Genomic DNA, 14,262 nt, shown 5'->3' on the forward strand with positions numbered 1-14,262 from the left:
TGGCGAATCATGTGACGAACACTTTAATGGTTATCGGAGCTCTTATGAAAAAGGTATGCGTGAGTGTGTTGGTGAGTGTGGGGCTGGTGATGGGCGCCTTTCCCGTGTCGGCCTCCAATTACGGGGACTCCTTCGGCTATTCCACCCGGGGCATGAGTCTGGGCGGGGCCATGAGCGCCCGGGTCGACGACTGGTCGTCGGTGTACTACAACATGGCCGGCCTGGGCAAAACCCGGGGCCTGGACAAAAAAAACCAGATCGCCGCGGCCTACCAGGGCAACCTGCCCATGGTGGATATCGATATCAGCCGAAGCGGGGTCAACGGTGACGAAGACCTGGAAACCGGCACCTTCGTCTTCGGCCTGGCCCTGGACGCCAACGTGCTGATGCACGTCCCCTCCTTTGTCTCGTCGGCCCGCATCGGGGTGGGCCTTTGCGTCAACGACGACATGACCGCCATCAAGATCAACGATCTGGATCCCCGGACCCACACCTTCATGCGTTACGGCCGGGAGGCCCAGCGTTTGGAAGTGCTGAGCGGGCTGGGACTGGGATTCATGGATGACGCCTTCGGCATCGGCGTGGGCGTCAATTCGGCCTTTGCCGGGGACGGACAGGTCGTTCTCGAGGAAATCCAGCTGGACACCGATCCCCAGAGTCCCCGGGGGCAGTCCAAGATGGACATGGAACTCGAACCCCATCTGCTTCTGGGGCTGTATGTCAGTCCTGGAAAAGTGATCGACGCCCTGGAGGGCCTGGAGTTCGGCCTGACCTATCGGGACGAGACCATCCAGAACATCGATCCGTTCGAAACCTCGGGGATTACCGATGTCGGACAGATTCCCCTGAACATGCTCCTGGCCCTGACTGATTACTTCCAGCCCCGGATGCTTGTTCTGGGTATGGCCTGGCATAATGAAGACCTGACGGTGTCCTTCGACCTCGAGTATCAGCAGTGGTCGAACTTTCATCTGTCCCGGCCCAATATGGAACATTACGGCAATGATCTTGAAGACTTCGACGACATTCTCATTCCCCGCCTCGGGGTCGAGTATCGCAAAAATACACGGACCAGCCTGCTGTTCGGCTACTACTACCAGCCGTCCTTCGTGCCCGACGAGGCCGTGGCCGGCGTGATGAACTTCCTCGACAACGACAAGCACGTGGCCTCCTGCGGCCTGGTCTACGACATCACGCCCTATGTGCCGCTCAAAGGAAAGACCGATCTGTGCCTGGGTTACCAGCTTCAATACCTGGTCGAGCGGGACGTGGACAAAACGGCGCCCACGGCCCTCAATCCCGAGTATTCCTACGGCGGCACCTGCCATACCCTGATGCTGGAACTCAACATCAATCTGTAGCGTGAACGACCCGTATCATCCAGACAAGAAAGGGGGCATCGTCAAGGCGATGCCCTCTCTTTTTTGCACGCCCGGGGCAGGGACCGTCCGCAGTGACGATGAAAAAAAATCAGCGCAGTGACTGCCGCCTGACGACGGGTGCCCCCGCCTGAAAAACGCTCCGATTTTAAGCTTTGCCGTCCCGTATGCCGCCCCTGGGTCTGTTTACGGTTACCCGTTCGAAACCCAACGGCCCGGATGTGTTATCGACGGAGCACACGGAACGCCCGGCTATTTGATCTGCATCAGGTAGGATTGCAGGTTTGTTTTGGTGTGGCGAAGCCCGAGTTTGTCTCGGATGTGTTTACGGTGAAAATCCACCGTATTGACGGAAATGGTCAGAACCTCGGCGATCTCCTTGCTGGTTTTTCCGGATTTCACCAGATGGGCCACCTGCAGTTCCTGGGGGGTGAGATGATTGCCCAGACGGGACATGCTGAGAAGAAAGGGGGATATGATCTCCTTCAGGTGGGCTTCGAGGATGCCCAGATAGGTGGACTGCCTCTCGTTCAGACGGCTCGATTTCAGTTTTTCGATGTAGGGAAAGGCCAGGTGTTCCACATTGGCCAGAACCTTTTCCTCCAGCTCCTCTTTGTCCGCGTCTCGCTGCCGGAGCAGGACCTTGAGGGCGGAGTTGGTTTCTTCAAGGTTCAGTGTCTGTTCGAAAAGTTTTGCTTCCTTGTTCCTGATCACCTCTTCAGCGAGTTTCAGTTCCGTGATGTTTTCATGGCTCACGATGACCTTGAAGGGTTCTTTGTCGCGAATCGGGTTGACACGCATGAAAAACCACTTTTTTTCCGTGGGCGAATGGCATGGATATTCCAGGGTGAATTCCTCCAGATTGCCTCTGATCACGTCGCGAATGCCCCGGGCGGCTTTTTTCGAGTGGTCTTCATCGTCTCCCCTTGTCTGGTCGCATACGTCCAGGTAGTTGTACCGGGGCCCGGCCGGAGCATCGTCCATCCCATTGATTTTACCGAAACGATTCCAGGCCCGGTTTGTCTCCAGAATCAGACCGTCCTTGTCGAGAAGGGCAATGTGAGCCGACAGGGAATTGAGGATCGTCCGGTCAAAGGGTCCGATGGTTTGCGTTGTCGCTTTGTGTGTGTCTTCCATGATGGTTTCATCCGAGAAAGAAGTGCACGGCGGTAGCGAACTCGCCGGAGAAAAAAAATAACATCAAACCCAGAGCAAGTCAAACCGCTGTTCATGCCCCCGTGCTCAAACAGCCGGGCCGACGTTCCTTTCCTTGGGCCCGGGGAAAGGACGCGTCGGCCCGGTTTACACAAAACGCCTGCCAATCATTATCCGTCAGTGGGGTCGATCACCGCATCGATCACATGGATCACCCCGTTGGCACAAATGATATCGGTGATCACAACCGTCGCCGGGGAAGCCCCTCCTTCATTCAATACAACGTGTCCGCCCACCACATCGATGGCCATCATGCCCCCGTTGAGCATGGTCACAGAGGCTCCGTCCAGTGCGATGGCATCTTCGGCATACACCTCACCCTCATACACGTGGTAGGTTAAAATATTCGTCAGGGTGCCGATGTTTTCCGGTTCCAAAAGGGATGCCACGGTCCCGGGGGGCAGGGCGGCAAACGCGGCATCCGTGGGAGCAAACACGGTAAAGGGGCCTTCCCCTTTCAGGGCTTCCACCAGACCTGCGGCACCAAGGGCTGCCGCCAGCGTGGTGAAATTACCGTTATCGACCGCCGTATCCACGATATCCATCGGCGCATCTTCCGGGGCAAGAACGGCATCGATCACATGAATCACACCGTTGGAGGCCTCAATATCGGTCACGGTCACATAGGCTTCCCTGTCGCCTCCAAGATTGATCACAAGCTCGCCGTCCACAATATTGAGCCTGATTTTACCGCCATTGAGCATGGTTGCGGCCCGGCCGTCCAGTGCCAGGGCATCTTCTGCAAACACAGCTCCCTCAATCACGTGGTAAGTCAGGATATCGGTCAATACGTCAATGTTTTCAGGCTCCAGTAAAAAAGCCACGGTCCCTTCGGGCAACAGGGCAAAAGCCGCGTCCGTGGGAGCAAATACCGTAAACGGCCCTTCACCTTCGAGGGCGTCCACCAGACCGGCAGCCTGTATTGCCGCCACAAGGGTAGTAAAGTTCCCGTTATCCACGGCGGTGCCCACAATAGTTTTTAAAGGATCACCCTGTATCGCAGGTTTGTTCTCATCACTATCTCCACATGAAACAAGCACAAGGGTCAGGGCCGCCATAACGATGTATTTTAATGCTTTGACTGTTTTCATGGTGTTTTCCTTTCATTTTTATCGGTTTTGATCAAGGGCGATGAGTCTGTTTTTCGAAAGACGTGTTTGAACCCAAGTTAACCCCTTCGTGCCAAGGTTCAATGGTTAAAGATTGGGTTTATATTGGTAGTATAAAACTACAGAAGTGTGGGCGCCCTGCCGGACAGGCGTCCGCCATGCGTCAGGATTCAGGCCGGGAGGCAAATCAGAGACAGGCAGAATGTGATAGTGATCAACAGAACGGCTTGAGAGATGTTTTTATTCCGCTGCAACGGCAGGGAAAACCGTATCAAAGCGAAGGATACGGGGGATCGTCATGGAATATGGTTGGGCTGGGTCCGATGGGTCGGGATCGATAAGGATGGAGTCACGGCTGTGTTGTTGAGAAACATTCCCTGTGGTCATCGGCAATGGAAGGACTTTTTCCCGCAGGGCATCATTCGGGCGATGCCCTGCGGGGGGAGGAACTCAGCGGGGCGTGATGATCCGGGATTCGCTTTTCATTTCCTGGTCGCGCTGGAGCCTTCGCAGGTTCTCCAGGACCTCGTCCACGGCCTTTTCCATGGCCGCCGGGAAGGCGGCGATGGCCTCTTCGAGGGTCTTGACCTCGAGTTCCGCCTGGATGGGGATGGGCCCCTGGGGGGACATCAACTGGGTGTGACCCAGGTAAAGAGACGGCCGGGACGGATCATCGGACCCGTCCGTGCGGACGGGAACCAGCACCCGGATCGAGGCCACTTTGAGGTCGGTGATGGATTCCTCCCGGTACAGATGGGCCTGGTCCACGGTAAAATCGATGCCATGTTTCATGAGATGCCTTCCTTTCGTGACGGCGGTTGGTGGTGTGAACCCGTGTTGACTACCATGTTTGATGCCGTTTAAAAAGTCCTTTCTTCGTTCCCGTGCGGCTGAGACGGGTTTTTTTGTTTAAATTCAGCGAGGGCTGTGATAACAGAGCCATAGGCATGAACTTAGTTTACAAAACGATACGGGGAAAAGACATGACCAAGCAGAGTGGACGACGGATGGCGGGTTGGATGGTTGTTTTGGCGCTGGTGCTGATGCTGACGGTTCCGGGGGCCCGGGCGTCGAGCAGTCTGGCGGTGAAAAAAGCCTTGTTTCAGAAAGCGGACCTGGCCCTGGGTGAGGCGGATACCCATAAAACCCGGTTTTTCGCCCCCACGGTGTTTGCCGAGGCCATGGCCGTGTACAAGGCGGCGGAAAACGATTACGCCCACGAACGCTCGATGAAGGAGATCAACGACAAGCTGGACCGGAGCATGGTGCTGTTCGCCGATGCGGTCCGCATGGCCGACGAGGCCGAACGTCGGTTCAGGGACACGGATCTTGCGCGGAACGACGCCCACAAGGTCATGGCGTCCCGCTACAAGCCCGACCAGTGGGGCAAGGCGGAAGACACCTTCAAACGGGCCATCGCCAAATTCGAACGGGGTCATCATCAGGAAGCCGTGGTGCTGGCCTCTGAAGCCCGGGTCCTGTATGAGCAGGTCGAAGAGGATACCATCGCCTACAGCTATCTGGCCGATGTCTGGGAGAACCTGAAAACCATCGACGGCCTGGACGGGGGAAGCCGGCTGGCACCGAAAACCTACGCCCGGGCCGTGCAGCTGGCCGAACTGGCCCAGACCGAACTCAAGCGCCAGGCCTACGGCAATGAAAAAGCCAAAAAGCTGATCCGGGAAGCCCGGTCAGAGGCCGAATACGCCCTCAAGGTGACCCGCTGCATCAAGACCCTCACCGATCAGGGCAAGACCCTGGAAGACCTGTTCATCGACGACCTGATCACCCGGGACACCCTGGACCGGATCAGCACCCCCCGATCCTGATAAAAAACGGGCCGCCTCCCAAAGGGAAGCGGCCCGCAACGTCAATCCCCCCTCACTGACAGGATGCCCTGATTCCTTACGGATTCGCGACACCGTAAGCTCGAACGTTTTTCTTTGCCGTTATGTGATGACGTTTAACGAGTTCATGATTCGTTATTGGGCGAAATCCTTGCGCAGGACTTTCTTGTCGATCTTGCCGACGCCGGTTTTGGCGATGCTGTCCACCAGGGCCACCCGCTCGGGGATGCCGTAGCGGGGAATGGCGCCTTTGTCGGCAAAAGCCTTGAAATGATTGATCAGATCCGCCTCGGTGACCTTGCCCTTGAACGGTTCCCTGATGACCGCCAGAGCCAGGGGACGCTCGCCCCATTTGTCGTCGGGAACGCCGATGACGGCCCCTTCGCTGACTGCTTCATGCTGGCTGAGAATGTCTTCGAGGGTCAGGGATGAAATCCATTCCCCGCCGGTTTTGATCACATCCTTCAGGCGGTCGGTGATCTGGAGATAGCCCTCCGGGTCGATGAATCCCACATCGCCGGTGTGCAGCCAGCCGTCGCGCCACAGAGCCTCGCTTTTTTCCGGGTCGTTCAGATAGCCCTGGGTCAGCCAGGGCGATCGGACCACGATTTCGCCGGAGGACTCGCCGTCATGGGGCAGGGGCTTGCCGTCGTGATCGACAATCTCCAGCCGGACGTTGGGGATGGGGAAGCCCGTGCGGCAGCGGATCGCCACCTGATCGTCGTCGGACCAGTCCAGCATTTCGGGCTTGAGCAGGGCGGCGGTCAGAAGCGGGCAGGTTTCGCTCATACCGTAGGCCGAATAGATGTTGATGCCCCGCTTGAGGGCGGCCTTGCACAGTCCCTTGGGCAGGGCCGAACCGCCGATGATCACCTTCCAGCCCGACAGGTCGATCGAATCGATCACCGGGCTGCTCAAAAGCATGTGGATGATGGTGGGGACGCAGTGGGAAAAGGTGACTTTTTCGGAAAGAATCAGCTTGAGCAGCATTTCCGGTTCATACCGCCCCGGATAGATCTGCTTGGCCCCCAGCATGGTCATCAGGTAGGGCACCCCCCAGGCGTGGACATGGAACATCGGCGTCAGGGGCATGTACACATCGCCGGAGTTGATGATGGCCTGGCTTTTGTACGCGGCGGTGGCGGTCATCAGGCCGTAGGTGTGAAGCACCAGCTGGCGGTGGCTGAAGTAAACGCCCTTGGGATTGCCGGTGGTGCCCGAGGTGTAGAAGGTGGTGGCCATGGTGTTTTCATCGAAATCGGGGAAATCGTAATGGTCGTCCGCGGCGTTGACCAGGGCGTCGTATTCGCCGGCGAAGGGGATTTTGGACGTGGGGCCGGTTTTTTCCTCGTCGATGAGTATGAAGGTTTTCGCCGTTTCGATCTTGTCGTAAATGGCTTCGAGCAGGGGCAGCAGCAGGGAATTGACGATGATCACGTCGTCCTTGGCATGGTTGATGGTGTAGAGAATCTGCTCCGGCGTCAGCCGGATATGGACCTTGTGCAGCACGGCCCCCATCATGGGCACGGCGAAATAGCACTCCAGGTAACGGTGACTGTCCACGTCCATGACGGCCACGGTGCTGCCCGGCTCCACGCCCAGACGGGTGAGCGCGTTGGCCAGCCGGGCCACCCGGGTGTTGAAATCGGCGTAGGTGTAGCGGAAGCTGTCCCGGTACACGATTTCCTGATTCGGCGAATAGGCCACCGCCGACGGGAGAAGGTTTTTGATCAGAAGCGGGTAAGAAAAAGCGGACGGGGTCTTGGGGATCGTGCGTAGAGCCATGGTTCCTCCTAACGTAATGGTCAACGTTCAGAATCAGGCCGATGCGCCGGCAGAAAAACATCGGACCCGTATGAAAAGGCCGACGATCGTGTGATCGCAACATCTGCGACGTGACAGGGCGGGGGTGTTGTGCAACCCCGTGGGTTATGCGCCAAGAATGTCAGAAAATTAAAAATCAGGCAAGGGGTAAATTAACAATGTTTTCGATCATGGTCTCTGTTTGCGTTCCATGGAGGTAAACGTGAGGGACGCTTCAGCCGAAGCCGTTTTTTTCTTGATCAGAAGGCCCCGGGTGGCGGACAGGGCCTGGGCCGGTGCGCTGGCCACGGGCAGGCCGCGGGTGCCGCCGGGCTTGGTGCCGATCGTGTAAAGACCCGTCGCCGGATCGTAATACGCGGCGGGGATCCGGTCGATCAGATCGTCGGTCGAGGCCACCATCTGGAGGGTTTCCACACCGAAGGGCGGGACCACGTCGAATTCGCCGAGTTCCACCCATTTGTTGACGGCATCGCCGCCCAGATAATAGATGAATTTCCGGTTGTCGGCCTCTTCGGTGAAATGGATCAGGTAGGAATACGCTCCCTTCTCCTTGATGTTGTGGCTTATCAGGTAGAAATAGCCCGGTTTGTTCATCCGGACCATCAGTTTCATGGCGTCGCCCCGGGTGTACAGCAGATCCTGCCGTCCCCGCGCGGTCCGGATGTCCACACGGAAGTCGCCGGAGACCATCTGGCCGGACTGGATGAGTTTTTCAAAGTCCGGGGCCAGGGGCGCCACCGTGTACCCGGCGTAGGCCGACGGAAGGAAGAAGACCAAGGCCGTTTTCACCGTGTTGTTGTCCCGGTCGGTCAGATGGCAGGTCAGCTCGATGCCGTCCTTGAGCAGCCGGTAGGTGCCGGTGATGTATCGGTCGGCCTGATCCGGCTGCCGTGCGGCGGTGAGCACGGCGGCGAGATGATCCCGGATCGCCGCACCGAACTGGGTGACCTCCCGGGATTCGTCGGGTGTGGGCGGATAGACATAGACCGTGGGCCCGGAAAATCGGCGGGCGAGAATGCCCGCACCGAAGGCAAGGGTGTCGGCCTTCTTTTCGAGGGCCGAGAGGCGTGCGGCGACGGCGTCGACGGTGGTCGGACAGTCGGGCAGGGCGGGGCATTTGAGGAACTGGGCCACAATCCGCATTTTGTAGTACTGGTCGATCAGGGAAAGGATGGACTGGAGCAGGGCCACCTTTTCGGATCGGGGCAGATCGCCGTCGAGGGAGGCGAGGTTTCCGTTGATTTCCCCCACGATTTTTTCAAGGGCCTGGGTGTAGAGGGGCACACTGCCCTGATCGAGCATCGCATCGACCATGAATCCGTCTTTGGCGGTCAGCGACGAGAAACGGGCGCCCAGGATCGGCAGATCGGATTTCAGGTGGAGGACCTTGGTTTTCAGTTCGTCGAGGGCCTCGTTTTTCTGGGTCTGAACGCTGGAGAATTCGCTTTTCACCTCCACCCGGATCATCTGGGACAGTTCGGCCAGGGCCTCGCTGCGGGCCTCTTCAAGAGTGTTTCCGAATCCCGTTCCGGCCACGCGCAGGGCCAGTGCGGCGGGGGCGGCAATCAGATGGACGAAAAGCGTCAGGGCAAGAAACCGTTTCATGGAACCTCCGTAAGGGGCGGGCCGTCTCCCACCGCATCATTATATTGCAGGACCGCGGGATTTGATATACACATGAAAGCAACGTCACCTGGTAATGAATACCATTTAAACACGTTTGTCTATCTTTTTGTGGGCGGTTCGGCCGACACCGGGACGTCCGGAAGGATGGGGGCATGGATGTGAAAACATACCGACGACTTGCGACGGCGGCGGTTCTTGTGATCCTTGCGGGCTGCTCCGCCGCCGGATTCCTGGAGAAGGCCGCCGACCATCTGGGGGCGGATCGCCTGCATCAGGGAAACCAAGAATATATTGACCAATCCTTCGAAGTGTCCATGAAGGGGTTTTTGATTCTGTCGGCCATCAAAAGCGGACTGGCCGTCATCGAAGGTTCCGAGGTGGGGCTGGGCTTCAACCTGGAGGTGGGCGATCTGGTTCAGTCCGTCTACGACTATGTGGACATCGCCTGGAAAACAGCCCTTCTGGGCGGTACGGTGCTTTTGTTGACCCAGATGCTGTTTCAGGCTGTGGCCCTCGTCAATCACTGGTGTCTGGCTCTGGCGCTGCTGCTCCTTGCCGGGCTTCAGGCGGGGGTGCTGTTTTCCGGAGAGAGGCGGACCTTTGTGGCCCTGATCCGCCGTCTGTTCGCCATGACCGTGATTCTCAGCGTTTCCCTGTACATCCTTCTTCCTCTGTCCGTCCGCTCCGCGGCCTTTCTGTCGGCACGAATCACCAATCCCCTGATGACCGAGGCTCGGAACGGGTTCGTGTCGGTCCGGGACGATCTTTCGGTGGAAACCCTGTCCCGGAAGCTGTTCGGCGAAGACCGGCCCGCCGAAAAAACCTGGATGGACCGGCTCAACCCGTCGACCCAGTATGACCGGGCGAAAAAACATCTGGCGGATCTGGGTGCGCAACTTTCGGCCACGGCCGAAAAAATCGCGGTCTGGACCGTGGCCCTCATTGCCGGGTATCTGTTCGACGGCCTGGTGTTTCCCCTGACCTTTTTTCTGCTGCTCTACCTGTTTGCCCGGTTTTCCTTTGACCATCTTCTCCGGATGGGGCTTGCCGCTCCCCGGACCGTCGCGGAGGAGAGGTCATGAAAAGGTGGATGGCCGGGCTTTTCGTTCTGACGACGATGTCTGTCCTGTGGGACGGTTCCTGCGGAGCGGCGCCTTTGCCCCAGGCCAGCCGGTTTCCTCTGATGCTTATGGTACTGACGCCGGGAGCAGGCAGCCCCGACTTGCCGGAAAACCGCCTGGCCCTCGCACTGGATCTGGATTACAGCAGCGTGTTTGTCAGCAAACAAAGCGCTCACTGGACGGTTCTGATGGACATGGAGCTTTTCACCGTCACGCCGGGCTTCGAACTGCGCCTCTGCCCCCGGATGTCCCTGGGATTTCAGCTCCCGCTGGTGGGTTTTGGCGCCGGTTTCCTCGACAGGCCCCTGGCCGATTACCACGAGCTGGGGTCCTTTCCGGATTACGGGCGCAGCGACCGGCCCCACAATCAATTTGCCTATGCCGTGGAAAAAGACGGCAGGTCCTGGATGCATGCGGACACAGGGGGACTTCACGCGGCCGACAGTCGTCTGGATCTGAAATATCTGTTTTATCAGGCGTCGGACCGCACCTCGGCCCTGTTGTTCAGCGTCAAGCTGCCCACCGGCGATGCGGACAGGGGATTGGGCAGCGGTCAAACGGATCTGGGCGTCTTTTCACTCAACCGCCTCAGGCGGGGCCGTCTGACCTGGACCTTCTTCCCCGGGCTGATCGTCCCCCATGATCCGGACACCCTGGGGGCCGACGTTCATTTCCGGACCATGGCCTGCCTCTTCGCCGGAGCCGAGGTTCGAACCAGTGAGCTGCTTCAGTTGAACGCCCAGCTGAACATCTTTACATCGCCCCTCAGTCACACCGGGATCGACGCATTGGACCGTCCCTGTGTGGAACTGGGGCTGGGACTTTTCTGGCATCTGAGTCCGGGCTTTGCCCTGTCGCTGTCATTCCATGAAGATCTGGCCGGGCCGTCGCCGGATTTTACCGTTCGGACCGGCATCCGGTCCGAGAGCCTCTCATTTTGAACCAAGGACGACCTATGACTGCTGTTTCCGATTTCGAAGACCTGACCCCCGATGCCGTCATCTCGGCCGTGGAAAAAGCCATCGATCGGCCCATGACCGGCCTCACCGCACCGCTGCCCAGCTACATCAACCGGGTTTACGAACTCCAGGCCCGGGACGGATCCAGGGTGGTGGCCAAGTTCTACCGGCCGGGGCGATGGAGCGAGGCGGCCCTGCGTGACGAACACGCCTTTATCAAGGACTGCGCCGAGGATGAAATTCCCGTGGTCTGTCCCCAAATGCTGGTCCACGGCGATACCCTGGGCCGGGTGGGAAACATCCGGTTTGCCGTGTTCGACAAACGGTCGGGCCGGGAAATGGAAATTCTGGACGACGAGGACTGGCGTCGGCTGGGACGCCTGATCGGCCGCATCCATGTGGCGGGCTCCCGCAGGTCCGCCCCGGCTCGCATCCGCCTGCACCCCATGACCTCCCTGGCCGCCGATCTGGTCCGGCTGGTCGACGGCGGTTTTGTCACCCCTTCTTTCGAATCCGCTTTCCGTCGGGTGACCGGTGAAATCCTGGCCCTGTGTGAAAAACGCTTCGATGATGCGGAGTACATCCGCCTGCACGGGGACTGCCATCTGAAGAATTTTCTCCACCGCCCCGGCGAGGGCATCATGGTCATCGATTTTGACGATATGCTCACCGGGCCCCCGGTCCAGGATCTCTGGCTGCTGCTGCCGGATCATCCGCCCCGGTGCCGCCGGGAAATCCATCTGCTTCTCGAAGGCTACGAGCAGTTCCGGGAATTCGACGACCGGACCCTTTCTTTGATCGAACCCCTGCGGGCCATGCGGATGATTTACTTTCTGGCCTGGTGCAGCAAGCAGGCCGGGGATTTCAAGTTCAAGACCCTGTTTCCGGACTGGGGCAGCGACCGGTTCTGGATGGACGAAATCAGGGATCTGGAACAGCAGTTGGGCATCATGAAGAAGGAACGGTCGGCTTTATCGGTGTCCTGAATGATCTGAACCCTCTTTTCCCGTTGATCTTCGGGCGGTCTTCTGGCATGTTTCTACCCAAAGAAACAACACGACGTTGGGAGAAACCGATGACAGCCTATGGAAACCTGATCACGATCATTGCAGGCATGGACAGCGAAGAAGACCTGGCCCGCCTGTTCGACGAGCTTTTCACCGAACGGGAGCGGCGGGATCTGGCCCTGCGATGGCAGCTTCTCGAAGAACTGCACCAGGGCAGCACCCAGCGGGACATCGCGGCCCGCCACAAGATCAGTCTCTGTAAAATCACCCGGGGCTCCCGCATTCTCAAGGACGAATCGTCCATGGTCCGCCGTCTGCTCAGCGGGAAGAAGCAATCCGTTCGGATACCCTGATGTTTCCGGTCGATGCGCGCAATCGGGTGATGATCGAAAGTGTTCCTGATGAAGAAGATCTCGATCGGTCCATGGGAGAGCCGATCCATCACCGCGTTTCACCAAGCACCACATCATCGTCTGTCTCGAACACACCGTCTCTGCCCGGGTGTCGCATCATGCCGTTTTGTTGCTGATATCGGAGGTCTTCACCGGCATAAGCATCCGTGGGTATGACGGATGGATTCAGTTTCTGAGTGAGGGCCAGGGCCAGCAGGTCGCTTTTGATTTTGACCCTATCAAGCCGGTCGGTGAACGAGGACACGCTCGGGGCGGCCATGCTGTTCAGAATCCAGCCGATCATGTTCCGGACGGGAGGGTTTTTGGCATACGCCTCCATGTAAGCCTCGGCCCGGCTTGTATCGACCGGATAACGTCTGTGGGCGTCGATCAGAAGGTCATAGAAGATGTGCATGTCCGAAAGGCTTCGGTTGGGTTTGAAACCCAGGGCATACACGGCCCGGGACCACAGGGCCTCCACGAACGAGGGGTCGGTGACCCGGCCTGAATCCAGGGAAACCCGGGTCATCAGGCTCTTCGGCTCAATTGACGTCAGGGTGTTTTTCATGATCAGGTATTCCGCGATCATCGGACGTACCAGAGAAATCTCATCGGTTTCGATGGGAACAAAGGCGGTGTTGAGGGCGGTCAGCGTCCGGGGGGTGAGGGCCCTGCTTTGAAGCGCGGTCCATACCGTTTCAATGGTCCGTTCGACGGCGTGGGCGAACAGGATCTTGTGAATCAGAAGTGTCGCCTGGCTCATCCCTTTCCGGGTCACCCGGTTCAGCCGGCAGAGCGTTTCGACCGCCTCCTCCGAATCGTCTGCGATTGTTGAAAGGACGCGGCGTTCGTATATGTCGATCGTTTCTTTGAACGGACGGAGCCGGAGCATCGGGACGGATATCGTGAAGGCTGCATCATCTGGAAGGTCGCAGATCCGGTCAATGCGGTCCAGGGCGTCGATGGCGTTTCGCCTCGCAAGGATAGCGTCCCAGGCCGCCGCGTCATTTTCATATTCCTCCGATTCCCGGGTGTCTTCGGCGATAAAAAGTGAAAGATAGGCATAACTCCCGTTGGCCGGGCAGGCCAGATCCTCTTCCGAATAATCATCGGAGATGGCCGGTTCGTCGGCGGCCAGCCAGGCCAATCCGGCGACCATCACACCGATCAGGGCAAGGCTCAGCATCAGATATGTGTCGCTTCGGGTCAAACGCCCCTTGATCAGTCCGGCCCCAAGCATGACGGCCGCCAGTCCGAGCAAGGTCCCGTATCCCGCAGCGGTCGGGCCGAGACCTCCGCCCTTATAGACGGACAGACCCGCGTGGGTCACCACAACGGCCGTGTGCATCAGAAAAAGAAGACAGGCGATGGCCCAGGCGGTAAAGCGGACCGTTTTCATGGTCTTCCTCCATGACCGGAATCGCTCGGTGATCCGGTCGGAATAGTTTTATCATAAACGCTGAATACGATGAGCCGGGCAAAGTGCATCAACGATAGGGCCATGACCTTTTACACCCAAACCCCAAACGTCGCCGTCATGTTAGCCGTCATGACCGGGTGTGTCAATCTTTTCATCAAAAGGGACAGGCAAATTATTTACTTTACAATTGAGCATCCCGTCTGTTATGGTAGCCCCAATGATATCACCATCGCCGCCCATGGAGGATCGCCCGCTATGCCTCGAACCACCCGCATGCTGATCAAGGATCAAAAAAGCGTATACCACGTCATCACCCGCACAGCCCTGGACGGCCTGCCGTTCGGACCAGTCGAAAAAGACCGT

13 protein-coding genes are annotated in these 14,262 nt (G+C 58.3%); 7 read left to right on the forward strand and 6 right to left on the reverse strand.

Annotation, left to right across the window (positions count from 1 at the left end; translation table 11 throughout):
- Window positions 1–44: 44 nt before the first annotated feature.
- Window positions 45–1,361 carry an OmpP1/FadL family transporter gene (locus ACYQ11_RS20320; RefSeq protein ID WP_459925658.1) on the forward strand — a complete coding sequence of 439 codons (1,317 nt, stop codon included), beginning with the start codon at window positions 45–47 and terminating at the stop codon, window positions 1,359–1,361.
- A 270-nt stretch (window positions 1,362–1,631) separates the two neighbouring features.
- On the opposite strand, the gene ACYQ11_RS20325 is transcribed toward ACYQ11_RS20320, so the two are convergent.
- The 3 genes from ACYQ11_RS20325 to ACYQ11_RS20335 all read right to left on the reverse strand — a co-directional run bounded on the left by ACYQ11_RS20325 (window position 1,632) and on the right by ACYQ11_RS20335 (window position 4,495).
- The gene (locus ACYQ11_RS20325) at window positions 1,632–2,516 is read right to left on the reverse strand and encodes a LuxR C-terminal-related transcriptional regulator (protein WP_459925659.1); all 885 of its coding nucleotides are present in this window, start codon (window positions 2,514–2,516) and stop codon (window positions 1,632–1,634) included.
- Window positions 2,517–2,704: 188 nt separating this feature from the next.
- A complete protein-coding gene (locus ACYQ11_RS20330; RefSeq protein WP_459925660.1) occupies window positions 2,705–3,685 on the reverse strand; it encodes a fasciclin domain-containing protein in 981 nt (326 codons plus the stop codon).
- Between the two features lie 468 nt (window positions 3,686–4,153).
- On the reverse strand, window positions 4,154–4,495 hold the full coding sequence (locus ACYQ11_RS20335) for a cytoplasmic protein (RefSeq protein WP_459925661.1): 342 nt from the start codon (window positions 4,493–4,495) through the stop codon (window positions 4,154–4,156).
- Window positions 4,496–4,686: 191 nt separating this feature from the next.
- Here ACYQ11_RS20335 and ACYQ11_RS20340 point away from each other — a divergent pair, with 191 nt between their 5' ends.
- Window positions 4,687–5,532 (forward strand): hypothetical protein, encoded by an 846-nt coding sequence (locus ACYQ11_RS20340; RefSeq protein WP_459925662.1) that lies wholly within the window; start codon window positions 4,687–4,689, stop codon window positions 5,530–5,532.
- A 153-nt stretch (window positions 5,533–5,685) separates the two neighbouring features.
- Here ACYQ11_RS20340 and ACYQ11_RS20345 read toward each other — a convergent pair whose 3' ends face one another.
- Together ACYQ11_RS20345 and ACYQ11_RS20350 are read right to left on the reverse strand one after the other, a co-directional pair.
- The gene (locus ACYQ11_RS20345) at window positions 5,686–7,335 is read right to left on the reverse strand and encodes a fatty acid--CoA ligase (RefSeq protein ID WP_459925663.1); all 1,650 of its coding nucleotides are present in this window, start codon (window positions 7,333–7,335) and stop codon (window positions 5,686–5,688) included.
- 207 nt (window positions 7,336–7,542) lie between these two features.
- Window positions 7,543–8,979 (reverse strand): hypothetical protein, encoded by a 1,437-nt coding sequence (locus ACYQ11_RS20350; RefSeq protein ID WP_459925664.1) that lies wholly within the window; start codon window positions 8,977–8,979, stop codon window positions 7,543–7,545.
- Between the two features lie 173 nt (window positions 8,980–9,152).
- Between ACYQ11_RS20350 and ACYQ11_RS20355 the strand changes: the two genes are divergently transcribed.
- The 4 genes from ACYQ11_RS20355 (at window position 9,153) to ACYQ11_RS20370 (ending at window position 12,440) form a co-directional block, all read left to right on the forward strand.
- Window positions 9,153–10,082: a hypothetical protein gene (locus ACYQ11_RS20355; protein WP_459925665.1), complete on the forward strand. Its 930-nt coding sequence runs from the start codon at window positions 9,153–9,155 to the stop codon at window positions 10,080–10,082.
- On the forward strand, window positions 10,079–11,062 hold the full coding sequence (locus ACYQ11_RS20360; protein ID WP_459925666.1) for a DUF3187 family protein: 984 nt from the start codon (window positions 10,079–10,081) through the stop codon (window positions 11,060–11,062). Before ACYQ11_RS20355 ends, ACYQ11_RS20360 begins: the two co-directional genes overlap by 4 nt.
- Before the next feature lie 14 nt (window positions 11,063–11,076).
- Complete coding sequence (locus ACYQ11_RS20365; protein ID WP_459925667.1) at window positions 11,077–12,066, forward strand: serine/threonine protein kinase; 990 nt, start codon at window positions 11,077–11,079, stop codon at window positions 12,064–12,066.
- An 89-nt stretch (window positions 12,067–12,155) separates the two neighbouring features.
- The gene (locus tag ACYQ11_RS20370) at window positions 12,156–12,440 is read left to right on the forward strand and encodes a Trp family transcriptional regulator (protein WP_459925668.1); all 285 of its coding nucleotides are present in this window, start codon (window positions 12,156–12,158) and stop codon (window positions 12,438–12,440) included.
- Between the two features lie 88 nt (window positions 12,441–12,528).
- On the opposite strand, the gene ACYQ11_RS20375 is transcribed toward ACYQ11_RS20370, so the two are convergent.
- A complete protein-coding gene (locus ACYQ11_RS20375; protein WP_459925669.1) occupies window positions 12,529–13,878 on the reverse strand; it encodes a hypothetical protein in 1,350 nt (449 codons plus the stop codon).
- Window positions 13,879–13,980: 102 nt separating this feature from the next.
- Here ACYQ11_RS20375 and ACYQ11_RS20380 point away from each other — a divergent pair.
- A partial coding sequence (locus tag ACYQ11_RS20380; RefSeq protein ID WP_459925670.1) for a hypothetical protein occupies window positions 13,981–14,262 on the forward strand: 282 nt, incomplete at its 3' end.

The organism is Desulfatiferula olefinivorans (assembly GCF_054657895.1).

Coding starts and splice junctions, on each gene's coding strand:
- ACYQ11_RS20330 (WP_459925660.1), bottom strand. CDS start 3,685: ATGAAAACAGTCAAAGCATTAAAATACATCGTTATGGCGGCCCTGACC.
- ACYQ11_RS20355 (WP_459925665.1), top strand. CDS start 9,153: ATGGATGTGAAAACATACCGACGACTTGCGACGGCGGCGGTTCTTGTG.
- ACYQ11_RS20320 (WP_459925658.1), top strand. CDS start 45: ATGAAAAAGGTATGCGTGAGTGTGTTGGTGAGTGTGGGGCTGGTGATG.
- ACYQ11_RS20370 (WP_459925668.1), top strand. CDS start 12,156: ATGACAGCCTATGGAAACCTGATCACGATCATTGCAGGCATGGACAGC.
- ACYQ11_RS20335 (WP_459925661.1), bottom strand. CDS start 4,495: ATGAAACATGGCATCGATTTTACCGTGGACCAGGCCCATCTGTACCGG.
- ACYQ11_RS20365 (WP_459925667.1), top strand. CDS start 11,077: ATGACTGCTGTTTCCGATTTCGAAGACCTGACCCCCGATGCCGTCATC.
- ACYQ11_RS20350 (WP_459925664.1), bottom strand. CDS start 8,979: ATGAAACGGTTTCTTGCCCTGACGCTTTTCGTCCATCTGATTGCCGCC.
- ACYQ11_RS20340 (WP_459925662.1), top strand. CDS start 4,687: ATGACCAAGCAGAGTGGACGACGGATGGCGGGTTGGATGGTTGTTTTG.
- ACYQ11_RS20375 (WP_459925669.1), bottom strand. CDS start 13,878: ATGAAAACGGTCCGCTTTACCGCCTGGGCCATCGCCTGTCTTCTTTTT.
- ACYQ11_RS20360 (WP_459925666.1), top strand. CDS start 10,079: ATGAAAAGGTGGATGGCCGGGCTTTTCGTTCTGACGACGATGTCTGTC.
- ACYQ11_RS20345 (WP_459925663.1), bottom strand. CDS start 7,335: ATGGCTCTACGCACGATCCCCAAGACCCCGTCCGCTTTTTCTTACCCG.
- ACYQ11_RS20325 (WP_459925659.1), bottom strand. CDS start 2,516: ATGGAAGACACACACAAAGCGACAACGCAAACCATCGGACCCTTTGAC.